The sequence below is a fragment of the Paraburkholderia sp. JPY465 genome, from assembly GCF_050436725.1.
In the GTDB taxonomy this organism is placed as follows: domain Bacteria; phylum Pseudomonadota; class Gammaproteobacteria; order Burkholderiales; family Burkholderiaceae; genus Paraburkholderia; species Paraburkholderia youngii.
In genome coordinates this window covers 29,228-52,012 of record NZ_JBNDMT010000007.1, presented here as the reverse complement: position 1 = coordinate 52,012, position 22,785 = coordinate 29,228, and the positions used below count along the sequence as shown (strand labels likewise).

Below are 22,785 nucleotides of genomic sequence, written 5' to 3'. Positions count from 1 at the left end.
CCAAGATTTCTGCCGTACCCCCGGTGGGTCAGTTTTACATCGGCGCTAACATGTCCCCAATGAATCAGCCGCTGCGGCGTCCATTCCAGATGAGCGCGGTGCGCCGCCGGCATGTGCTCGACGACGGTGGTGTAGCCGCCTGCGCGGTCGTTGCGTGCGTGGCTGGCGACACGGCGACCTCGATGCAGCAGTTCGACAGCGCCCGCCGTGATGCGCGCATCGAGCTTGAGACCGACCAACGCGTGCGGCACGCTGTAGCGGTGTTTGTTGATCTCGACGTGATAGTCGATGTGAACCGTCACTGTCTTGAAGCGCGCGAGCTCATAGGGCTGTGCCGGCAGCGGCTGCAGTGCCGGCGCGTCCAGCTGGGCGAATGAGCTGGCGCGACATCCCGGCAGCTTCTGGAACGGCCTCTCATTCAGGTTCTTGAGCAGCGGGCGGATCGCCTCATTGACCGAGTGGACCGACTCAAACCGGTGATGACGCAGGCGCGCCATGATCCAGCGTTCGACGATCTGGACCGCAACCTCTACCTTCGGTTTGTCCTGCGGACGATATACGCGTGCAGGAAGGAATGACGTGCCGTAGTGACGCGCAAAGTCCAGCACGGTGTCGCCGGCGCGAGGTTCATAGCGGTCGGGATCGGCAATCATCGCGCGCGGGTTATCCGGCACGATCAGCTGCGGCACGCCACCATAGAAGGTCAGCGCACGTGCGATGCCGCTCAGCCAGTCCTCCATCGTTTCGGCTGGCGTCGCGCATGCGAACGTGTAACTCGATGCGCCCATGGCCGCCACGAAGATGTGCGCGCGGCGTCCAGTCGTCAGCGGCAACGTGGGGCCGGCGAAGTCGACAAACAGTTTCTCGCCGGCGCGGTGAATCTGACGCATCGAGCGCTTCAGGCGTTTCGTGAACGCCTTGTAGTGCTCGCAGAACTGCGTATAGCGGTAGGTCTGCCGGTCCGCGAACTCGGCCTGGTACTCCTCCCACAGCAACGTCAGCGTCATGCCCTTGCGACGCAGCTCCTGGTGGATGCGTCCGTAGTCGGGCTGGGCGTAGCCTGCTGGCCCCGTGGGCTTGCCGAGGAGCCGCCGCTCGAGGTCGCCTTCATCCATATCGCTGGCGCTTGCCCAGTCCAGCCCGGCGGCACCGGCCAGTCCTATGTACTTCGTGACCACGCCCTTGGATATGCCCAGTGACGCGGCGATCCGATCGTGCGAGAAACCACCGTCGAATTTAAGTCGTAAAACGTCCTTGATCATGCGCATGTTCATCCGGTGCGCGGGCATGCTCTCTCCGGCAAAAGCCGGCGAGCATAGCCCGCGTAGTTGATGTCATGCGCAACGCCAATCCTGCCTTCCGGTCCGCTCGGTCACGTTCCCGAAATGCCCGGTCACGTTGCCGAAATCGCCGGTCACCATCCCGAAACGGCCGGTCACGTTCGTCCGAAATACGCACCGGAATTGCCGAGTGAACAAATCCAGATTTCTGTCCGCACCCCACGGAAGAGATTCTATCCGACGCTGACGTGTCCGTCAGTCTGCAAACCCGGGGCTCGTCTAGCAGGCTGTTGAAAAGCACCTCGCCAGCGTTGAGCACTCTGTTTCATTGAGTCGCTGCGCCGGTTTGGTTGATGTCGATTTAATGCTCGAAGCCTTTTATTCAGGTGGACGCAATGCCATTTCCTCGCCGCCTGTCTAGCCTATGCCGCTTTCGCCGCGAGCGTGCGCATGTGAGTCAGGTTGTAGGCCGCCTGAATCAACAGGAAAAGCTGGTCAACTCGTTGCAGTCCCCCCAATATCGCCTGCACGAATCGTGCAGCCGTCTTGCTCCAGCCAAGACCTACTCAATGCAGTTGCGCTTGCGCTGACTGACCTTCCCTCTGTTTTTCGCCTTCCAGAGGCCCGGGGTTATGCAGCTACATCCGTTGCCTGCTGAGCCACGAGCCAGTCTCGCATGAACTGGGCCGGCGACACAAAGCCGAGCGACGAATGACGACGACTGCGGTTGTAAAACACTTCGATGTATTCGAACAAGTCCGCTGCGGCTTCGCGATGCGTGCGATAGCGCGCTGCATGAACCCGTTCATTTTTCAGGCTGTTGAAGAAGCTCTCCGTCGGCACGTTGACGCTCCTATGTCAAGAAGCGCGGGCCGAATCGGCCAAGTCGGCCAGAATGAGCGGGTACAACTCCCTGACGATATAGCGCTTCAGGCAGCGGTGAATTTCCTTGTTCGACATGCCTTCCTTGGTTTGAACCGCCCCGGGTTTTCCGGAGACTCCACTTCTTGAGAAAATGGAGCTATGGAAAACACGAAGAAGAAATCCCCAAGATACTCGCCGGAAGTGCGTGAGCGGGCTGTGCGAATGGTGCTGGAACATCAAGGCGACCGGGAATCGCAATGGAAAGTGATCGCGTCGATTGCGGCGAAGTTTGGCTGCTCGGGCGAGACGCTGCGTAGCTGGGTGCGCAAGGAGGAGCGGGATCGGGGTTTGCGCCCGGGCACGAGTACGCAGGAGCAGGATCGGCTCAAGGAACTGGAGCGGGAAGTACGTGAGCTTCGGCAGGTCAATGAAATCCTGCGCAAGGCGTCAGCGTATTTCGCACAGGCGGAGCTCGACCGCCGACCGAAGTGATGATCACGTTCATCGATGATCACCGGCACGTCTACGGGGTCGAGCCGATCTGCAGGGTGCTGCCAATCGCACCGTCGACGTACTACACCCATGTGGCTCGCCGCGCCAATCCTGACCTGGTGCCGCCGCGGGCCCAGCGTGACAGGATGCTCAAGGATGAGATCCGGCGCGCGTGGGAAGAAAACTTCCAGGTCTATGGCGCAGACAAGGTCTGGACGCAATTGAAGCGCGAAGGCATTGTCGTGGCGCGCTGCACGGTCGAGCGGCTGATGAAGCAGATGGGCCTGCGCGGCGTGGTGCGGGGCAAGACGGTACGTACGACAGTGAGCGATGGTTCGACGCCGTGCCCGAAGGATCTGGTGAAGCGGCAATTCACGGCCGAACGGCCCAATGCGCTGTGGGTTTCAGATTTTACCTATGTATCGAGCTGGCAGGGCTTCGTCTATGTCGCGTTCATCATCGACGTGTTCGCCCGACGCATTGTCGGCTGGCGCGTGTCGAGCTCGGCGCGCACGGACTTCGTTCTGGACGCACTGGAGCAGGCCTTGTACGAACGACAGCCGGCGCAGCAGGACGGGCTGATCCATCACAGCGACCGCGGCGTGCAATACGTATCGATCCGCTATACGGATCGGCTGGTCGAGGCGGGCATCGAGCCGTCGGTGGGCAGCGTGGGCGACTCCTACGATAACGCACTGGCTGAAACGATCAACGGCTTGTACAAGGCAGAGGTCATCCATCGCCTCGGACCGTGGCGCAATCTGCAGGCCGTTGAAATGGCGACGCTCGAATGGGTGGACTGGTTCAACAATCGTCGGCTCTTCGGCCCCATCGGCAACATTCCACCCGCGCAGGCCGAAGCCGCTTATTATGCAAATCTCGCTGGGTCTGCCGCCGTGGCATGACTCAAGCAAAATAGTCTCCGGGAAACCCGGGGCGGTTCAGTTCGTCGCTCGACGTACGCCCGGGTTCTCGGATCACTGCGCATGCGCACCATGGCGATGGTCCACAGGGCGTTGTTTGCAGCACGGTCGCCTCCGCGGTTCAGGCGATGCCGGACCGTTTTGCCAGAGGATGCTTGCAATGGGCTCGTGCCACAAAGCGCGGCGAGTGCAGCATCGCTTTTCAAGCGTTCCGGATTGTCGCCTGCAACGGCAACAAGCACAGCCGCCGTTTGAGGCCCAACGCCGAATCGTTCTCGAAGCCGTCTGGCATGCTTGAGGGTCAGGCGTTCGAGCATCGCGTCGAGCGTCTTGAGCTCTTCCGCGAGCGCGAGGTAGCGCTTTGCCAGCAAGCGCAACGTGGTTGCCAGAGTCTGCAACATAGGCGTATCACCCAACGAGCGCAGCCGTGCGCAGCTAGCAACGCATTCGGCAGTCTTTGTCTTCAGAAGACGCTCGCGGATGTCCTGCGGCGCGCTCACCAGCAAGGCCCGCAACTGATTGATCGCCTGCGTCTTGGCCTTGACGGCGCTACGACGAGCAACGGAAACAGTTCGCATCGCTTCGGCCGCTCCAGATTGCTCTTTGGGAATCGCCGTTGCTTTTTCGGCGAGGACCGCTCGCGCAGCGTTTTCCGCATCGGTCGGATCGGACTTTCCGCGCGATCGACGCGCAGCCCGATCAGGACGATTGACCTCCAGCACTTCGATCTCGTGATCGCGCAACACACGGGCAAGGCCTGCGCCATAGGTGCCGGTTCCTTCAACGCCAGCGCGGCGCAGATGACCAAGAGAATTTGCCCAGGTCAGCAGCTTGAGATATCCCGCCGTTTCGGCAGTCACCGACAGGGTTCCGAGGAGCTTCCCCGTTTCGCTGATTACTGCACCGACATGCGTATCGAGATGCGTGTCGACGCCAAGAATGACTTCGTGTTGTTCCATGCGTGTTTCCGTCGAAGTGGGCGCATCGCCAACCCCATTCGCTGGACAGGACACTCACGGTGCAGGACAAAGCTCCTATCAGGTCACAAACGCTGGGCCCGGCAACGCTCGGGGAACGACGGAGCCCGATCGACAGGTCAACGCCAAGGCAGCTCGGCCAATCCCAGCACGGGTCAGATCGGTCCGACGTTCGAGGCGTATTTTGGACTGAGTGTCCCAGCAATTTCCTTTGCGGCTCATGGAGCAACGCATGCCATAGTCAGCCAGCCTGCACTGAAATTCGTGGCTCGCGTACTGGGCGAATTCAACCGGTCGTCGCAACACTGGATTGTTGAACAGATTTTAGGTACTCGTCCAGCGCTTCCGCAGGCGTCTTCCAGCCGAGCGTTTTCCGGGGCCTGGTATTCAATATGTTAGCAACGGCTTGGATCTCTCGAGCACTCCACCGGGACAGGTCTGTGCCCTTTGGAAAGTATTGTCGTAGAAGGCCATTGGTGTTTTCGTTCGTACCGCGCTGCCATGGGCTGTGCGGGTCGGCGAAGAATACCTTCACGCCGGACTCGATAGTGAAGCGGGCGTGATCGGACAGCTCCTTGCCACGATCCCAGGTTAGTGATCGCCACAACTGGGCAGGCAGGTCCGCCACGGTCTTCTTGAGTGCGTTGGCCATCGTGACAGCTCCGTAGCCGGCCAGCGCGGGTCCGTTTTTCGTGCGCGGAATCAGTCCATAGCCTTTCTCCCGGGGTAAGTGCACGAGCATCGTGAAACGGCTTGATCTTTCCACCAGCGTCCCAATGGCGGATCGGTTCAGGCCAATGAGCAGGTCTCCTTCCCAATGGCCCGGCACAGCACGATCTTCCGCCTCTGCAGGCCGACTGGAAATCATCACCTCCTCGCTTACGTGCGCCCACGCCTTGGCACGCGCTCTCGCTCGGGGAACGCGCAACGCACGACCGGTGCGCAGGCAGCCCACCAGCTCGCGCTTGAGCGCGCCGCGCCCCTGAATATAGAGCGCTTGATAAATGGCTTCGTGAGAGATGCGCATACACTCATCGTCCGGGAAATCTACCTGCAATCGATTGGCAATCTGTTCAGGTGACCAGCCGTTGACCCACTTTCGGTCACCGCGATTTGGTTTATTTCGCCCCTTGAACGGCGCCTGCCTGGGCCCGGCAATTTCACGACCATCAACGTCATGTACTTTGCCCTCCAGGCGCTCCTGTACATATTGACGCAGCCGTGCATTAGTCGCCAGCTTCGCTGGCTTTGGTCGTTTAGCGAACCGTTCCGCCTTCCACTGCGCGACCGAAGCACGATACTCGAGGCACCCACCACGGGTCGCCGCATTGCGCGTGAGTTCCCGCGAAACGGTTGATGGATTGCGTCCGATACGGCGGGCGATCTCGCGCACCCCGAGGCCCTGGGCAGAAAGCAATGCTATCTCTTCTCGCTCAGCGAACGACAAGTATCGACCCGCAATAGGTTTCGACATGAATAGTGGCATGCCGCCACGATAGCGGAACCAGCGCGAGCCTACCGCTTGAGATGCGCCTACCGCCTCCGCTGCTTTCTCGCTTGTAATGCCAGTCGCGATCTGGTGCCAAAACCGACGCTCGATCTCATGTCCAAGTGATGGCGCGCCCGGCGAGTACATCGCTCCTCGCCCCGTCAACCGATACACCTGCTTTACACTTCGTCCCATGCAACACCCCTCGATAGAAGGTGTTGCGACGACCGGTTGAATTCGCCCGGTACGCGAGCCACGAATTTCAGTGCAGGCTGGCTGACTATGGCATGCGTTGCGCCATGAGTCGCAAAGGCAATTGCTGGGACACTCAGTCCAAAATACGCCTCGAACGTCGGACCGATCTGACCCGTGCTGGGATTGGCCGAGCTGCCTTGGCGTTGACCTGTCGATCGGGCTCCGTCGTTCCCCGAGCGTTGCCGGGCCCAGCGTTTGTGACCTGATAGGAGCTTTGTCCTGCACCGTGAGTGTCCTGTCCAGCGAATGGGGTTGGCGATGCGCCCACTTCGACGGAAACACGCATGGAACAACACGAAGTCATTCTTGGCGTCGACACGCATCTCGATACGCATGTCGGTGCAGTAATCAGCGAAACGGGGAAGCTCCTCGGAACCCTGTCGGTGACTGCCGAAACGGCGGGATATCTCAAGCTGCTGACCTGGGCAAATTCTCTTGGTCATCTGCGCCGCGCTGGCGTTGAAGGAACCGGCACCTATGGCGCAGGCCTTGCCCGTGTGTTGCGCGATCACGAGATCGAAGTGCTGGAGGTCAATCGTCCTGATCGGGCTGCGCGTCGATCGCGCGGAAAGTCCGATCCGACCGATGCGGAAAACGCTGCGCGAGCGGTCCTCGCCGAAAAAGCAACGGCGATTCCCAAAGAGCAATCTGGAGCGGCCGAAGCGATGCGAACTGTTTCCGTTGCTCGTCGTAGCGCCGTCAAGGCCAAGACGCAGGCGATCAATCAGTTGCGGGCCTTGCTGGTGAGCGCGCCGCAGGACATCCGCGAGCGTCTTCTGAAGACAAAGACTGCCGAATGCGTTGCTAGCTGCGCACGGCTGCGCTCGTTGGGTGATACGCCTATGTTGCAGACTCTGGCAACCACGTTGCGCTTGCTGGCAAAGCGCTACCTCGCGCTCGCGGAAGAGCTCAAGACGCTCGACGCGATGCTCGAACGCCTGACCCTCAAGCATGCCAGACGGCTTCGAGAACGATTCGGCGTTGGGCCTCAAACGGCGGCTGTGCTTGTTGCCGTTGCAGGCGACAATCCGGAACGCTTGAAAAGCGATGCTGCACTCGCCGCGCTTTGTGGCACGAGCCCATTGCAAGCATCCTCTGGCAAAACGGTCCGGCATCGCCTGAACCGCGGAGGCGACCGTGCTGCAAACAACGCCCTGTGGACCATCGCCATGGTGCGCATGCGCAGTGATCCGAGAACCCGGGCGTACGTCGAGCGACGAACCAAGGAAGGCATGTCGAACAAGGAAATTCACCGCTGCCTGAAGCGCTATATCGTCAGGGAGTTGTACCCGCTCATTCTGGCCGACTTGGCCGATTCGGCCCGCGCTTCTTGACATAGGAGCGTCAACGCGCCGACGGAAAGCTTCTTCAACAGCTTGAAGAACGAGCGGGTACACGGCACGCGGTATCGCACGCATCGCGACGCCGTTGCGGACTTGTTCGAATACATCGAAGTGTTTTATAACCGCAGTCGTCGTCATTCATCGCTCGGCTTCACGTCGCCAACTCAGTTCATGCAAGACTGGCTTGCGGCTCAGCGGACAAAGGATACGGCTGCATAACCCCGGACCTCTGGAAGGCGAAAAACCGAGGGAAGCTCAAAGTCCGTAAGCAGTATCGTCCCACTTGAATTGGTGGTTGCCTTTGTCATTGATCCTGCTTCGTAGCCAGACCAGAGAAAAGCAACATTTGCCGAAAGTGTCCGCCAGAAATATCGCAACGTTCTGCGGTGCGCCACTGCTATTGGCGACGGTCACGGAATAGGTCACGATAAAATGTCGATCCTTCTTCTTCGCGGGAGAAAATGAATGCTTCAAGGGAATTGATATAGATGAATATTATATGCGCTTATTGATTTGCCATTGGCGGTGATGGCGCGTATTGGCAATTTATTGTCGCCGAGCTTAATAAAAACCAGTCTGTTTGAAAACAGACTGGTTTTACCGAGCCACCGAAAAGCAGGCTGCCAGCCTCCGGCTATACCGGGACCGGGACGAATTGTAACGTATCAGTCAGCTTGAATTTCAACGAAGTCGCGCCTCCCGCAAATTCGAATTGTGTCGGACTGCTGACAAAGCTGCCAGAGACAGCAACGCCTTGCTTGGCCTCAGTTGTGCAGATCCAGTAAATCGGGTGGGTGTCAAACAAAAATTTGCCATTTGGTTTGCCTTGCATTGCAAACGTTGGCAGAGAATTCATGTACACGGCAAGGCTCATTGCTTGTGACTGTGAAACTGTAAACGACGCGTCTGTCGTGACCAGCATGCTACCGTTGGGCACCTGCGGGTCGTTGAATGCCAGAGGACGAGTCTCAAACTGCTCATCAGCATAAGTCACGCCCATCTCGTTGTTGCCGCCAGCAGCGGTTGGATCCATCCTTTGGAGCGGGCCGCCAGAACTCCACTGGACGCCCGGTACAAGCGGTTGCTCGGAGGTGCCCCAGTTGAGCGCCCAGTCGACTGTCCAATTGTAGATATTGGTATTGCCATTGTTGACCGATTGCAGAAGCCACACTAGTGGCAATCCTGCTTTTAAATTAGGATACGTCTGGTAGATAGCGACATTCGCGGGAGCGCCGCTGGCATTGAGCACGGATATGGTGTAAGAAGACATGAGTGCATTCACTTATTTCAAGAGTTGATGGATAACTTATCCTGCCCTTGGCGGCAAATCTGAACGATTTGCTCAATCAAGGTGTGAAAGTTCTACGAAGTAAATGAGTAAGGTACTGCGTTTCCGGTTGGTGGAACGTTTGTACGTTCGCCTAGCCAAAGCAGCTTACGTGCCAGCTGACCCGAGAACACGAGAAATGGCCGACACAACACATTAGTCTTTGAGGGTGATTGTCCTAGGTGTTGGGTTCTCGACATTGTATGTTCACAAGCGGGACCGAAGTACTCACGCGGCGGCGCAAGCGATCGGGCGAAGCCGGCGTCGAAGAACTGCTCACCTCACTCTATCGCAATCAGCTCGCCGCACGCTTCGCCGCTTGGCATCTTTTCATTGAGGTGCCGGGTTCCGTTTTCTGAACAGATCTGAGTCCTCTCCGCTATTGCGCCGCGAACAATTTAACGTGACAGCGCCGAAATTGGCCTCGTCGCAACTAAGACGATAAACGGCGGGTTTGTCGGGTTTGAAATGTAGGCCTCCACGTAAAAATTGCGTTGGCTGACCGACGGTCGCGAATGTGGGCGGAAACGAGTGAGTTGGCATGAAACTCGCTTTTGATAAACATGCGAGCTGCTCAGGAAAAAGGACATGCCCGTCTTACGGATACCCGCGCCGCCGCGCTTTGACACCATGACTCCATATGCGTGTTCCTTTAACAACATTCGCCAGGCCGATTGCCTAGTTGGTTTGCTCGGGACGCTTTCGACGTGTTCTGCGATGGACAATTTTATTTATATGCCCACAATTGCATCCGAAATGAATTCTCGAGATCGAGCATAAATTGCCGGGGGATGATGTTGCCCGACTCAAGACCCGGTGAAACTATCTCAACGACGGTGGCGATCAACTCCATTGATGACTATCGCTTGCTGTTCAGCGGCGAAGCGTGCGAAGCAGCGCGGGCAGGTTTTTCCGACCCACTCAGTGCGTTATCTCGACCCGTAACCAGAACGGGAATTCCTCTGGGCGCTTTGAACAGACTGGCCGACTATGTCGATGGACATGCCGTTCTTGCTCCGAACGACAAGGCATTGAATACAAATTTTCGTGCAGTACGGATCGGCTTGTCCTTTCATGAGAGGTTTTCTTGAAACAGGAATAACTTAACGATATTGGTCGATTTCATTGTTCAAGAAATCGAAACCGGAGGAAAATAAGTGTCCGTATCGCCGATATGGGCGTGAACGTCATAAACCTGTTGGACATTTTTGAAGGAGTTGATATGAATGACCATACGTCAAGCAGCAATTCATCATTGCGAGGTGCACGGCCGAACGGCGCCGAGACGGAAGTGCACGCGATCGATCCGGAAATGCTGGAAGCGATGCTCGTCGAAGCGACGGACACCGCACCGGCCGTGAATGACCCGTCGCTGGCGTTGGACGAGGATCTGGAGACCTGCGACTTGCACGCAATCGGCGCCGCTGCCTCCGGCACGCGGTCGAAAATGCGATTCGGCCGCACGACGCAGACCATCACCGAAAGTTGCGAGCACACCTGCGGCGGGTGTCGGGGCTGACGGAGAGGTTCGCGATGGACGCGCAAGTCGTCACGCTTCTTCCTCCACTCGCGGAATCGACGTTGCGCGATTGGGTCGCTCGCAGCGCGTGGCTAGGCGAGCGCCTGACCTGCCCCCCCGACGCCGGTGGCGTCGGGGGCGACAAGGAGGCTACCGCTTTTGCGTCCTGGCGCCGATTGGCCGCGAAGGATCACGCGCACCATTTCGACACCTATCTCGAACGGCTCGGGCTGAGCGAGCACCAGGCGGTGCTGCGCCTCGGCCCTACTAGGCAGGCCGGCCGCGCTGCGCTGCCTGACTGGGCGAATCGCTTGCCCGCGTGGATTGCGCTCGTTTGTACGGGCGACGCGGCATCGGAGGGCCGCGACAACGGCAATGTCCCGTTTGCCGATCTCTTTCGTCCGCTGGGCCGTGCCATATGGGATCGCATCGCCCGCCATTTGGATGGCTCGCTTTGGGCCGCGCCGGTTGGAGACGACGTGAGCGCTGGGCTAGCCACACACCTGTCCGCCCTGTTCGCCGACAGCCTTTACGTCTGGTTCGACGCATTCCGGTCGGTCCGGCAATCGCACGGCCAGCTTGCGGCGGACGAGGCTGCGGCCGCGTCGAACCGAATTTACACCGATTTCCTGTCGTGGCTGCGCAGCGGGCATTTCGTTCGCTTGCTCGATCGAAAGCCGGTCCTTGCCCGCTTTTTCGCGATCTCCGTCCTGCAGTGGGAGCAGCATGTGACGGAGCTCGCGCAGCGTCTCGAGCATGATCGGCAGGTGATTGTCGCGCGGTTCTTCGGCGGTCGCTCGCCCGGTGCGGTCGCCGGCTTGGACTTCGGCATGTCGGATCGGCACCGGGACGGGCGCGGCGTCGCGATCGTGCGGTTCGACAGCGGGCAGCAGCTGGTTTATAAGCCTCGGGATCTGGGCATCGATGGTGCGTGGGCGACATTCCTGCAACGCATCCAGGCAGCCGGCGCACCGGGCGAACTCCGGACGCCGGACGTACTATGCCGGGACGGCTATGGCTGGACGTCGTTTGTCAACGCCGAGCCGTGCGCGTCGCTCGACGAAGTACGCGTGTTCTACCTGCGCGCAGGCGCGCTTCTCGCGCTGTTCCAGATCCTTGGCAGTTGCGATTTCCATCAGGAGAACGTCATTGCATGCGGCAGCCATCCAATACCGGTGGACCTCGAAACGCTGCTGCGCCCCGGGGGCAGGCTAGATGGCGACGACCGACCTTGGCATCCGGCTATCTCCGCCGCGGTGCGGATCATGAGCGCATCGGTGCTCGAATCGGGCTATCTCCCGTACTGGAATACGTTTCGCAGTACGAGATGGACCGCGGGCGGGCTGAGCTGGTCGGCTCCCGAGGAGGTCAAGGTGACTGGCTGGCTGCATGCAAATACCGATGCGATGATGCTCGGCCGCAAGCCGCTTGCAATCGACGCCGTGCGGCATCTGCCGAGGCTCGCGGAATCCATTGCCGATCCTTCGGGCCATCTCGGAGACATCGATGCCGGGCTCGTGGCCATGGGGCGCTTCGTTCTGGCCCATCGCGAGACGGTCCGCGACGCGCTCGCCGTGTTTCGCGACACCAGCGTGCGGGTCGTGCTCCGCGACACGCGCTTCTATGAGATGTTGAGCCGGCGTGCGATGCAGCCGACGCGGCTGGTGGACGGGTTGAGCGCCAGCCTCGAGTTGGAGTTCCTGATGCGGTTCCATCATCCGGTCGACGCGAACGCAATAACGTGCGTGCGTTGCGAGCAGACGGCCATGCTGCGCCTCGATACGCCGCTGTTCCGGATGAGAAGCGACGGCACGACACTGCATGAGGTTGGCGGCGAGGAAGTCGAATTCTTCTACCTGAAAGACGACGTGCTGTCGCCGATGGCGCACGCGGCGGCACGGCTCGATGCATTCGACGACGCACACCTTGAGCAGCAGCGGCGACTCTTGCGCTTCGCGTTCTCGCGCGATGGCATCGCGCCCGCGTTCGCCAGCGACGCGTGGCCGGAGGACAGCGATCGAGCCTGGCGTCCTCAGGAAATGGTGCAGCGTGCTACCCGCATCGGCGAGCATCTGCTGTCGCTGGCCGTCGTCAGCGACGGCGGTGCGACATGGATCGGCCTGCCCTCGACCGCCATCGATGCCGCGCCGCACATCCAGGTGCTAGGCGAGAACTTCTATGACGGGACGGCGGGCATTGCCGTCTTCCTGCTGGCCCTTGCTCGCGCGACCGGACGCGACGATTGCAGGCAGACCGGCCTCAACGCATTTGCGACGCTGCGCGACGGTTTCGTCCGCGAACGGCATGCCGGCTTTCCCGACCGGGACCGGATTCTCGGCGGAGCCGAAGGCCTGGCGTCCTGCATCTATCCGCTCGTGCTGGGCGCGCACTTGGCCGACTCTGACATGCTGCTGGACTGGGCCGAGGAGATCGCGCAATGCATCGGTGACGCGTGGATCGGCGCGGATACCGCATACGACGTCATCGGCGGGGCGGCGGGTGCCATGCTCGGCTTGCTGGCTTTGCACGAGGCCGGCCGGCCGATCGGATTGGACCGCGCCATGGCCTGCGGTGCGCATCTGCTCGCACACTGTCGGCCGGCTCCGGCGGACGATACCGTCGGCCATGCGCGTCCACTCGCGGGGATGTCTCACGGCGCGGCGGGGTTCGCTTATGCGCTCCAACGCCTCGCGGCCGCGTCGGCGCGACGCGAATGCTCTAGCGCCGCTGCGGAATGGGTCGCATACGAGCACGCGCTCTTCGATGATGCAACCGGCAACTGGCCGGACCTGCGCTTCGAGGCCGAGGAACGACCGCAGTCCGAACACGCGAGCTGCCGATGGTGCCACGGCGCATCCGGGATCGGACTGGCGCGTCTCGGGATGGTTCTGCACGGCGCGTCCGCACGCGCCGTGCGCGAAGACCTGGAGCGGGCAATCGCCCGCACGGTGGCGGAACCGATGAGCGCGCTCGACTGCCTGTGCTGCGGCAATTTCGGACGGCTCGATCTGCTATTGGAAGCCGGCGTCACGCTCGGGAGGCCGGCGCTCGTCGCGCTGGCGCGCCGACGCGCCGCTGCTCGTCTGGATCGCACGGTGGAAGGCTTTAGCTGGCCGTTCGGCAGCGACAACGAGAACCTCGGTTTTTTCCAGGGTGTCGCGGGCATTGGCTACGAATTGCTCCGCCTCGCGTATCCGAGCAAGTTTCCATGCGCGCTGCTGTGGGGGATCGGGTCTCGCCCGATTGCGTCCACCCATTGGGATCGAGAAGAGGAGACATCAGATGCATAGCGAAGCGGAAGTGACCATCGTTGGCGGCGGGCTCGATTTTTCGAAGGATCCGAGCGTCGAGGCATGTCGGGCGATTCGCCACGCAGAGGTCGTGTTTCACGCCGGATGTCATGAGGGCGTTGCCCGCTGGCTGGCCGATCTCGCCGGCGACGCGGACGTCGTCGACATCGATACCGGTCACTATCAGGTCGGCCAGTATCGGCCCGACATGTACCGCGCGATGGCGTCCCGGGTGGTGGGCGCGGCGCGCGAGTCGGGCGCCGTGGTCCTGATCGAGCCGGGCAGTGCGATGGTGACGGACCTCGTGACGCGCTTCGTGCTGGAGGCCGCACACGGTGCCGGGCTGCGCACCCGGATCGTCGCGGGCATTTCCAGTCTGGAGCATCTTTGCATCACGTTCGGCATCGATCCGTCCAGCGGGTTACAGACCGTGCTCGCACAGGAACTCGTGGCACGGCGAATCAGGCTGAGCGCCGGGCTCGATACCGTTGTCATCCAGCCCGGTTACTTCGACACGTTGTGGCACGTGGGTTGGCCGCAATCCCGTGCCGACCGCTTTAACGCGCTGGCCGAGACGCTGTCGCTGTCGTTCGGGCCGCGTCAGGCAATGGCGCTGGTCAGGTTTCCGATGCATCCGGCCGACATGACGCACGAATTCTGGTTCAAGCTGGCCGACCTGCATCGAACGGTGCAGATGATGACGCCGCTGCACACGCTGTTCGTACCCGCATCGGAATGCGGCGAGCGCGATGCGACGTTCTGGTCGCGCATGCACGTGTGGGAACGCTCCATCGTGTTTCTCGAAACCGGCGCGGACGGCTCGCCGCTGCAACTTGCGCCGATCGCGTCCAACGTCGCCCTGAAGCAGATCGAGGAGCGGCTCGACGACGATCTCGTATCGTCGTCACGCACGCTGGCGGATGCATGGCGACGTCAGGCGCTGGCCCGGAGCACGGCGAGGATCGCATTCGCGCACGAAGCGGGGACTGATAAGGCCACCCCGGCGATGCCAGAGTGGATCGACCGGCAATGAGCCGGGAAGCGTCGTGGCGCATCATTGCGCTCCCGTGCCGTGCTGGACGGCAGTCCGTGCCTCTGCCGTTGAGAGGTGGCGCCGGAATTTCGGACAAGGTCGGTAAGTGGAACGGTCGGGGCCTGAGCTGGTCATAGGGACCAGCAAAAGGAACCCAAAGATGGCAAAAAGAAGCCGCCGGTCGCATAGCCCGGCATTCAAGGCAAAGATAGCGCTGGCAGCCCTAAAGGGCGACAAGACGCTGGCAGAGCTGGCGCAGCAGTACGATGTTCATCTGAACCAGATTACGGACTGGAAGAAGCAACTGCAGGAGCGCGTGTCGGAAGTGTTCGAGACGGGCAAGTCGACGACAGGTGAGCCACCAGTGGACGTCACGGTGCTCCACGCGAAGATTGGCCAGTTGACGCTGGAGAACGATTTTTTAAGCGGAGCGCTCGGCAAGGCGGGGTTGCTGAGCGGAAAGCGATGATCGACCGTGCACATGCGCTACCGATTGCGCAACAGGCGCGACTTGTGGGGATCGCCCGATCAAGCGTCTACTACCAGCCTCAACCGGTCAACGAGACGGAACTGAAACTGATGCGCCGGATCGACGAGCTGCATCTTGAGTTCCCGTTCGCGGGAGCGCGCATGCTGGTACGTCTGCTGCGCCGCGAAGGCATCAAGGTGGGCCGACGGCATGTGGGCACGCTGATGAAACGCATGGGTGTCGAAGCGCTGTACTGCTGGCCGAACACGAGCCGCCGCCACAAGCAGCACAAGATCTGGCCGTATCTGCTGCAGGGAATGAAGATCAACCGCGCCAATCAGGTGTGGGCACTCGACACCAGCTACATTCCGATGGCGCGGGGCTTCGTGTATCTGACGGCTGTGGTGGACTGGGCCAGCCGAAAGGTATTGGCACATCGCGTGGCGATCACGCTGGAAGCGATCCATGCGGTCGAGGCGCTTGAAGAGGCATTCGCGAAATACGGCCAGCCTGAAATCGTCAACACCGACCAGGGCAGTCAGTTCACGGCGACCGCTTTCACCGACGCGGTTCTGGATCGCGGCATCAAACTATCCATGGACGGCAAGGGAGCCTGGCGCGACAACGTGTTCGTCGAACGAGTGTGGCGAAGCGTCAAGTATGAGGAGGTGTATCTGAAGGCATATGAGTCGGTCAGCCACGCCCGGCGCTCAATCGGCGATTACATCAATCTGTACAACCAGAGACGACCTCATTCGAGTCTGGAAGACCGCACGCCGGATGAGGCATACTTCGCGACACTGCCTGCGATCAAATCGGCAGCATGAACGCCCCGGTGGTTCCACTTAAAAATCTCGGGACCCTGCCCGAACAAGCGGCGCCACCTCTATGTGCTTACGCGATCCAGCGTGACGGATTGACAGGTCCCGCCATTAGCAGTGAAACAGCGTTCACTTCCAGAGGTTGCTTGAGCAGACTTCAATTCGATGGCAGAACGGTTGGGCCGTGTGGGGCCAAACCCGCTTTGCACCAAGGGCAACCAAGCCCGAGGCTCTGATGGGGTACCCATTCGCGGATATTCATCGTGGGCCCGCAGCGAGTGCTGCCAACTGAGCCCGGATACATGGCTGCAACCTCGACCTGATGCCAGAAAACTGAGACTGCTTGACAACAGGGAGTCGTCCATACATGGTGCATAGATAAGCGGGTTGAGAAAGGCCATATAGAGCTATTGTCGAATCTGGTGTACAGCGGGAGCGGCGGGAATTTGAGAAGGCGGTGGCGGTCTAGCGAGAATGTTGCTTGTCAAAGGCACAACCAGCGAACCCGAGAAGACCGGACCCGACCACCATGAAGAAGATTACGCAAGAAGCGAACAGCAGTAAAGCGCAAACGAAAAGCGTGCTAGATGAGCTGATCCAGCAAGGCGCGCGGCAGATCATTCAGCAGGCAGTCGAGGTGGAACTGGCGACCATGCTCGAACAGTACAGCAACGTGAAGTCGATCGACGGCCGGCGTGCCGTGGTGCGCAACGGCTACCTGCCCGAGCGCGAGGTCGTCACAGCGATCGGTCCGGTGACGGTTCAGGTGCCGAAGGTGCGGGATCGTTCGGGCTCGGGCATCCGGTTCAATTCGACGATCGTGCCGCCGTACGTGCGCAAGTCCGCGCGCGTGTCGGCAGCGCTGCCGTGGCTGTACCTGCGAGGCATCTCGACGGGCGACATGAGCGAAGCTATGGGCATCATGCTGGGCGGCCAGGTCAGCGGCATGTCGCCGAACGTCGTGAGCCGGCTGAAGGCCCAATGGGTCGATGAGCATGAGCAGTGGAATCGGCGTGAGCTGTCGTCGGCGCGCTGGGTCTACTGGTGGGCCGACGGCATTCACACCGGTGTGCGCAGCGACGATTCCGACGGCCAGTGCCTGCTGGTGATCATTGGCGTCAAACCGGACGGGACGAAGGAACGTGTGGCCATCGGTGACGGCTACCGGGAATCGAAGGCATCGTGGAGCGAACTGCTGCTCGATCTGAAGAAGCGCGGCCTGCCGTCGGGGCCACTGCTGGCCTGCGGCGATGGCGCGATGGGATTCTGGGCCGCGATGGAGGAAGTGTTCCCGCAGACGAAGCATCAGCGCTGCTGGTTTCACAAGATGGGTAACGTGCTCAATGCGCTGCCGAAATCGCAGCAGGCTCGAGGCAAGAAGGCGATGCAGGACATCTGGATGGCGGCCACGCGCGCTGATGCACTGGCCGCATTCAATCACTTCGTCGACGCGTACTCGGCAAAGTACCCGAAGGTCGCCGAAAAGCTGACGGAAGATCGTGACGAGCTGCTCGCGTTTTACGATTTCCCGGCTGAACACTGGCAGCATCTGCGCACCACGAACCCGATTGAATCGACCTTTGCGACGGTGCGCCATCGCACGAAACGCACGCGCAACTGTGTATCGCGCGCGACGTTCCTCGGGCTGGCGTTCAAGCTGATCGAGTCGGCCGAAGAATCGTGGCGGCGCATCCGCGCCCCGGAAAAGCTCACTTCGATGCTTGACGGGATGACGTTCAAGGATGGAGAACCGGTGACCGACAGCACACCGGCTCAGCAATCGCTAGCCGCCTGATTACGCCGAGACCGCATACACCAGATTTGACTTTAACTCGGCCATATAGGTGGGAAGGCTTATCGATCAAACAGGACCGCATTCCATACGGCGGGCGCAGCGGCCTGCTTGAGGCCGAGCTTTGCGAGATCGAACTGCCCCTTGCGAATGCGATGCGTCGACTCGATTCCCTGAAAATCGTGGTCGCGGCGCTCCAGAATCGCTTGATCCAGGCATCACGTTCGTTCTGGACTTGATGTGGCGATGGTCTTGCTCGATCACATTGTTCAGATATTTTGAGGACCGCACCTTCGTGTCTTCAGGCAGCAGACCATCGGTTTTCATTTCGCGCACCGCGCGGTGCGAGGCGGCATAGCCGTCGAGCGTGATGGTCGGCGCGCGTTTGAAGACCGGCTCGCCCAGTGCGAGCTGTTGGAACTGGCATTGCACGAAGAGCGGCTCAACCATCACCCATTTCGTGGTAAGTGGGCGACTGGTAGATCAAACGTCGCTTACCTCTTCTTCGTTCGATCGTTGAGCGATCTGGCCGTCCAGCACTTCTATCCGGAACGGGCCACGGACTCCCATTGAAAATTCGGCCGCCGCGGCCAAGGCGCGTTCGAGTCTGACGTCTGGCCGCATCGGCATACCGGCGGTGGTATGAAGTGAGCCCAGCGCCGCCTGTTCGCCGCTACCACAGGCATCGAAGTTCACGGCGCATTCACCAACCTGATAATCGTCGCCAATCTGGAAGATGCGCCCCATGTACCCAACCAGAAAAGTGCCAGCCCATTCGCGTTCGCCGTCCTTGCGCGCGAACCCACCGCGGGTGAAGCACGCGCGTACCGCCTCAATGAACGTTGTGCACATGAAGGCGAACACATCGGTGCCCTCAGGGCGCGGCGCGACGGTCAGACTATGGCCCAGAAGCTGCCCCATCCTGAAGGATGTGGTGAAGCCGATCAGGAACGGTCCCACCCGATAAATCTTGGGGTCGGCGCGCACGGTGATGGACCCACCCCCCGCTCCTGCCGAATCCGCACCCATGTAAACCTTCTTGCCATCTGTCAGCGCCACAATGCAGGTCATGCTGCCTCCGTAAGTGTTGCCCGATAGAACGCGACGCGCACGCCCTCGCACGGCTCAGCCGTGGTCGAATCCATGCAAGTACGCCCATTGCCGCCCAGAACTGCCTCGCGGGTCTATGACGTCCCGCCGGCGGGCGTCCCCCCCCCCCCCCCCCGTGACGCGCGCCTTCCTGAGCGTGTAGGGCGTGCGCAAAAACGCTGGTTGTGACTGCAGCACCGTGAGATCTGATTTCGTGTTCAATCCTCATTCAATCCACTCCTAATGACTCACGAGAAGCAAAGAGCAAAAGTCGAGCCAGCACCACCGGGGGCGCCACTTTGGCCGGTCGTTGACGTTTGTTTCGGCCGGTGGTGAGGAGTCGGAGGCGGCGTAGCCGCCGGAAAAGACGACCCACCGGCGGCGCCGCGTCGGTGGGGTAATAGGATGGCTGATCGATTCTTAAAGAAGAAGCGGTCAGCACATGTCTGGAACCCGCATCACCGACCAACAGGTTCGCCTCTACATAAACAAGCGCAAGCACCATCCGCAGGAACTCGCGGCCGCGACGGCAGGAATAAGCGTGCGCATCTACATGCGATCGACTCGACTGTTACCTGTCCGGCGTGCTGGTCCACAGCACCGCTCGGGGCTCACGTGCGCACGACAACCGGCACGTGCTCGATTACCGCCACTTCATTGACGCCCTGAAGCGCAAATCCCAGGCATTCAAGGGGCTCGCGTTTCGTGACGCACTGTTCCCGCGTTAGGCTTACCGCAGAACGTGGGAGCAACGCGATGCCCGCCTGTCACAACGCGACGCATGCAAGACGATGATCAGCCTGCTTGAGCTCGCGGGCCTGCACGGCGTGGGGTCGTACTGGCAGGGAAGCTTCATGCGAACGACAACTACGCCGTTGGGCCGCAGTCGAATTCAATGCCCGCGATGGTGCGAGTTTTGAGATGCGGAGCGGTACGCGTTCGGACAAATCGCAGCAGGTTGCGCGGTGGCCATTCAGTGAGCCTGTGCACGAGGTAGACGTACGGCTCAAGGTCGCTGGCGCTGCATACGAGCACGACTTAAGTCAACGGGGGCTGGCCATCTCCGTGTTCAGTGACGCATTTCCTCCAATCGGGCCGACGGTTGTAGGAAATGTTGGGTTGCGGACAAACGGTGGGCGCTTTTCAAGCGGGTGCTGCGCTCAAAGCCGATACCCGGCAGATCGTTACCGACCATTTGCGTAGCTACCCGGCGGCCAAAGCCGAAATCCAACGATGACTTTGCAGCTTGCGTTTGAGACTCTCAATGAAGTGTCGGTAATTCAGTGCGGGGCGGTTGTCGCCGCCACGCGAGCCTCGCGAGGTGATATGCACCAGCGCACCCGACAGATAGCAGTCGAGCCGGTCACCGTACACGCGCACCTTCAGGCGATGACCGATCAGGCGCGATGGTGCGCTGTAAAGAATGCCGCGTACCGTGAAGGTGCTGCAGCGTGTGACGCGGGCTTCTTCCTCGACGAAGTCTGTGGTGCGCCTTAACGGCAGATCCATGAGTTGTTCCCGCTCAAGGCGGAACGCGGCTGCGTTACACCGGTTGCGACGTATGACGACCTCGCGCAGAAATTCATCATAGGCAGCACGATCGACGAAGTCCCGGTGACCGCGCAACATCAACGCCTGGTCGATGGCTTCGTTCAGATTGCGATGCGATGACTCAACGCTACCGTTCTCGTGACCCAGGCCGCGATTGTTGAGGGTCCCGGTCACGCCATAGTGCTCGAGCAGCGCCGCATAGCGCACCGTGAAGTCGTCTTCGTCCGCGAGGTTTCTGAACGCCGCCGACAGATTGTCGGTCGATGCTCGCGCGGATATCCCCCAGCCTGCCATAGTGCGTTTTGCAGTCCCATGGACAGACATGCTTCGAAGCTCTCGCCACCTTCAACAACATTGCGTATTCCCAGCGCGAGAACGCGAGCACGAAGTGGTACAGCCGGTGTTCGAATGGCACGCCAGCGATCGTCACTCGCAGTTCAGCCATGTCGGTGAAGTCGGACAGGCCGCGTGCGCCGGGCTCATGCAACTGCGGGAAGAAGACTTCCTTGGGTGAGCCGGACGTCCGCCCGCCAGTGCCGCACGCGTCGCCCGAGTGTGCGGCGTGTGCTGTTGGGATACTCCCCGGGATGATCGTCCTGCAGCTTGGGCACGATCGTGACCGCCTGAAGTTGCGGCGCATTCGCGAGCATCGTAACGACTTCAGTATCCCAGACGTCGGCGAAGGGATCGGGACGGGAACGCCAGTAACGACGCGGTTTCTGTCATGCAGTACGGTGTCCCGTTCTATGCACCTGGCGCTGCGGACACTCATGCCGGCCTTGGCGGCGGCGATCTGCTGCGAGTGATGTTTGCGCTTGGACATGTAGAGGCGAACCTGTTGGTCGGTAATGCGGGTTCCAGACATGTAGCTGATCGCTTTCTTATTCGATCAGCCTGTTGGTGTTCTTAGAGCGGCTTATGTGGACGCCTCCCGGATAGCAAGCAGGGTTTGCACTTTTGTCTACAGGTCAAGGCAGCACGCTTATACATGGCCTCGTCCCATTTGCCAAATGATCTGGTCTACAGCGGGCAGGTGCTGGATTGCATATATACATTCGGCCTTTCGGTGGCACTCGTGTGCCCGGCCCCAATGGATTTCGCCCGGTGACTCCTTCTTATATCCACGGCCTCAAGAGCCCTAAGACTGCGCAGGTTTTGTCACCGACGGTCCGACCTGTTTGCCATTGAATCAGATCACTTGTGCAACCGATGAAGAGGTAAGCTACTGCTGCCGTGCGATCGGTACTCCCTTCACAGCGGCGGTGCGTATTCCTGACCGCATGCCAGCAGGACCCAGATAGTCCTGGCTATCTTGTTGGCAAGTGCGACAACGGCGATGTTTGTTCCCCGCCTCGACTGAACCTCGAGGATCCATCGGGAGAGTGCATCCGTATGCTTCATGGCCTGCTGGACAACCGATCTGGCGCCGTGTACCAGCAGCATTCGCAGATACCCGTTGCCGCGCTTCCTGATACCGAACAGGCGATCCTTGCCGCCCGACGAATGCTGACGTGGTGTCAGGCCAAGCCACGCTGCAAACTGTCTGCCGTTTGAGAATTCAGTGGCACTACCTGCCGCAGCAATGACAGCGGTTGCGATCAGCGGCCCGACACCGCGAATCTTCTCCAGTCGCTGGCTTGAAGGGGATGCCTTGTGCACTTGATGGATCAACTCGTCATACCGGGCGATCTGCTTGTCCAGCAGCACAAGCCGCTCATACATATCCCGCATCATTGACCGGCTCAACCCTGTCAGCTCGTTGCGTTCGTCATCAATAATTGTGGGCAGCTGCTGCCTTACTTTCAGCGCCGTTTGCGCAATGACCACCCCGTATTCGGCCAGCAGGCCTCGTATCTGGTTGATCTGCGCAATACGGTCGCGCATGAGCAGGCTGCGGATGCGATGCATGGACTGAATATCCTGCTGCTGGACGCTGTTGACCGCGACGTAGCGCATGGTCGGACGGGACGCCGCTTCGACGATCGCCTCCGCATCGTTGCGATCATTCTTCTGGGATTTGACGAACGGTTTGACGAATCGAGGCGCAATGATCTGCACATGATGCCCCATTGCTGAGAACCGCCGAGCCCAGTGATGCGCGCCACCACACGCCTCCATTACGATGCGGCAGCAGGGCAGACAGACGACCGTCTCGAGGAGCTTGCTGCGGCTGACTCGCCGGCTCAACACCGGATGGCCGCGTTCGTCGACGCCGTACAGCTGGAAGATGTTTTTGGCGAGGTCAATGCTTAGCAAGGCGACATTCATGAC

Annotated in this window: 13 protein-coding genes, 8 pseudogenes and 1 other annotated feature; of the genes and pseudogenes, 10 read left to right on the top strand and 11 right to left on the bottom strand. The window is 60.4% G+C overall.

The window, feature by feature from the left end; all coding sequences use genetic code 11:
- Positions 1–53: 53 nt before the first annotated feature.
- From istA (QFZ94_RS40670) to QFZ94_RS40655, 4 pseudogenes are all read right to left on the bottom strand, one after another.
- Positions 54–1,268 (bottom strand): annotated as a pseudogene (istA, locus tag QFZ94_RS40670) (IS21 family transposase); the annotation flags it as partial.
- A 434-nt stretch (positions 1,269–1,702) separates the two neighbouring features.
- A pseudogene (locus QFZ94_RS40665) lies at positions 1,703–1,875 on the bottom strand (IS5/IS1182 family transposase); the annotation flags it as partial.
- Between the two features lie 35 nt (positions 1,876–1,910).
- Positions 1,911–2,126: pseudogene (locus QFZ94_RS40660) on the bottom strand (IS3 family transposase); the annotation flags it as partial.
- 12 nt (positions 2,127–2,138) lie between these two features.
- Positions 2,139–2,255 (bottom strand): annotated as a pseudogene (locus QFZ94_RS40655) (IS110 family transposase); the annotation flags it as partial.
- A gap of 48 nt (positions 2,256–2,303) precedes the next feature.
- Here QFZ94_RS40655 and QFZ94_RS40650 point away from each other — a divergent pair.
- Positions 2,304–3,541 (top strand): IS3 family transposase gene (locus tag QFZ94_RS40650; RefSeq protein WP_429458928.1). Its coding sequence is split into 2 segments (ribosomal slippage): positions 2,304–2,607 and positions 2,607–3,541, totalling 1,239 coding nucleotides; the frame shifts between segments, so codons are not numbered across the junction.
- Positions 2,594–2,710, top strand: a sequence feature (AL1L pseudoknot). (Overlaps the previous gene by 117 nt.)
- Here QFZ94_RS40650 and QFZ94_RS40645 read toward each other — a convergent pair.
- Both QFZ94_RS40645 and QFZ94_RS40640 read right to left on the bottom strand, forming a co-directional pair.
- On the bottom strand, positions 3,505–4,518 hold the full coding sequence (locus tag QFZ94_RS40645) for an IS110 family transposase (RefSeq protein WP_429463736.1): 1,014 nt from the start codon (positions 4,516–4,518) through the stop codon (positions 3,505–3,507). The two genes, QFZ94_RS40650 and QFZ94_RS40645, sit on opposite strands and share 37 nt — an antisense overlap.
- A gap of 304 nt (positions 4,519–4,822) precedes the next feature.
- Positions 4,823–6,220 (bottom strand): IS30 family transposase, encoded by a 1,398-nt coding sequence (locus tag QFZ94_RS40640; RefSeq protein ID WP_429463734.1) that lies wholly within the window; start codon positions 6,218–6,220, stop codon positions 4,823–4,825.
- Positions 6,221–6,564: 344 nt separating this feature from the next.
- On the opposite strand from QFZ94_RS40640, the gene QFZ94_RS40635 reads away from it, so the two are divergent.
- Positions 6,565–7,614 (top strand): IS110 family transposase, encoded by a 1,050-nt coding sequence (locus tag QFZ94_RS40635; RefSeq protein WP_368587999.1) that lies wholly within the window; start codon positions 6,565–6,567, stop codon positions 7,612–7,614.
- A 12-nt stretch (positions 7,615–7,626) separates the two neighbouring features.
- Positions 7,627–7,842 (top strand): annotated as a pseudogene (locus QFZ94_RS40630) (IS3 family transposase); the annotation flags it as partial.
- A 415-nt stretch (positions 7,843–8,257) separates the two neighbouring features.
- Here the strand turns inward: QFZ94_RS40630 and QFZ94_RS40625 are convergent.
- The gene (locus QFZ94_RS40625; protein WP_410853037.1) at positions 8,258–8,893 is read right to left on the bottom strand and encodes a hypothetical protein; all 636 of its coding nucleotides are present in this window, start codon (positions 8,891–8,893) and stop codon (positions 8,258–8,260) included.
- Between the two features lie 893 nt (positions 8,894–9,786).
- On the opposite strand from QFZ94_RS40625, the gene QFZ94_RS40620 reads away from it, so the two are divergent.
- The 6 genes from QFZ94_RS40620 (at position 9,787) to QFZ94_RS40595 (ending at position 17,877) form a co-directional block, all read left to right on the top strand.
- Entirely contained in the window at positions 9,787–10,041 is a 255-nt protein-coding gene (locus QFZ94_RS40620) for a hypothetical protein (RefSeq protein ID WP_429463732.1), read from the top strand.
- Between the two features lie 89 nt (positions 10,042–10,130).
- Complete coding sequence (locus QFZ94_RS40615) at positions 10,131–10,469, top strand: hypothetical protein (protein WP_410853035.1); 339 nt, start codon at positions 10,131–10,133, stop codon at positions 10,467–10,469.
- Positions 10,470–10,483: 14 nt separating this feature from the next.
- Positions 10,484–13,759 carry a type 2 lanthipeptide synthetase LanM family protein gene (locus tag QFZ94_RS40610; protein WP_429463730.1) on the top strand — a complete coding sequence of 1,092 codons (3,276 nt, stop codon included), beginning with the start codon at positions 10,484–10,486 and terminating at the stop codon, positions 13,757–13,759.
- Complete coding sequence (locus QFZ94_RS40605) at positions 13,752–14,792, top strand: SAM-dependent methyltransferase (RefSeq protein WP_368587726.1); 1,041 nt, start codon at positions 13,752–13,754, stop codon at positions 14,790–14,792. The genes QFZ94_RS40610 and QFZ94_RS40605 overlap by 8 nt, the downstream gene beginning before the upstream one ends.
- A gap of 160 nt (positions 14,793–14,952) precedes the next feature.
- Positions 14,953–16,088 (top strand): IS3 family transposase gene (locus QFZ94_RS40600; protein WP_429463728.1). Its coding sequence is split into 2 segments (ribosomal slippage): positions 14,953–15,217 and positions 15,217–16,088, totalling 1,137 coding nucleotides; the frame shifts between segments, so codons are not numbered across the junction.
- A gap of 523 nt (positions 16,089–16,611) precedes the next feature.
- Positions 16,612–17,877 (top strand): IS256 family transposase, encoded by a 1,266-nt coding sequence (locus tag QFZ94_RS40595; RefSeq protein WP_429455372.1) that lies wholly within the window; start codon positions 16,612–16,614, stop codon positions 17,875–17,877.
- 59 nt (positions 17,878–17,936) lie between these two features.
- On the opposite strand, the pseudogene QFZ94_RS40590 reads toward QFZ94_RS40595, so the two are convergent.
- Together QFZ94_RS40590 and QFZ94_RS40585 are read right to left on the bottom strand one after the other, a co-directional pair.
- Positions 17,937–18,249: pseudogene (locus QFZ94_RS40590) on the bottom strand (DDE-type integrase/transposase/recombinase); the annotation flags it as partial.
- Positions 18,250–18,357: 108 nt separating this feature from the next.
- Positions 18,358–18,945: a hypothetical protein gene (locus QFZ94_RS40585; protein WP_410853031.1), complete on the bottom strand. Its 588-nt coding sequence runs from the start codon at positions 18,943–18,945 to the stop codon at positions 18,358–18,360.
- A 575-nt stretch (positions 18,946–19,520) separates the two neighbouring features.
- Here QFZ94_RS40585 and QFZ94_RS40580 point away from each other — a divergent pair.
- A pseudogene (locus tag QFZ94_RS40580) lies at positions 19,521–19,793 on the top strand (IS21 family transposase); the annotation flags it as partial.
- A 391-nt stretch (positions 19,794–20,184) separates the two neighbouring features.
- Here the strand turns inward: QFZ94_RS40580 and istA (QFZ94_RS40575) are convergent.
- Both istA (QFZ94_RS40575) and QFZ94_RS40570 read right to left on the bottom strand, forming a co-directional pair.
- Positions 20,185–21,379: pseudogene (gene istA, locus QFZ94_RS40575) on the bottom strand (IS21 family transposase); the annotation flags it as partial.
- 386 nt (positions 21,380–21,765) lie between these two features.
- Positions 21,766–22,782 carry an IS110 family transposase gene (locus tag QFZ94_RS40570; protein WP_429463725.1) on the bottom strand — a complete coding sequence of 339 codons (1,017 nt, stop codon included), beginning with the start codon at positions 22,780–22,782 and terminating at the stop codon, positions 21,766–21,768.
- Positions 22,783–22,785 lie beyond the last annotated feature (3 nt).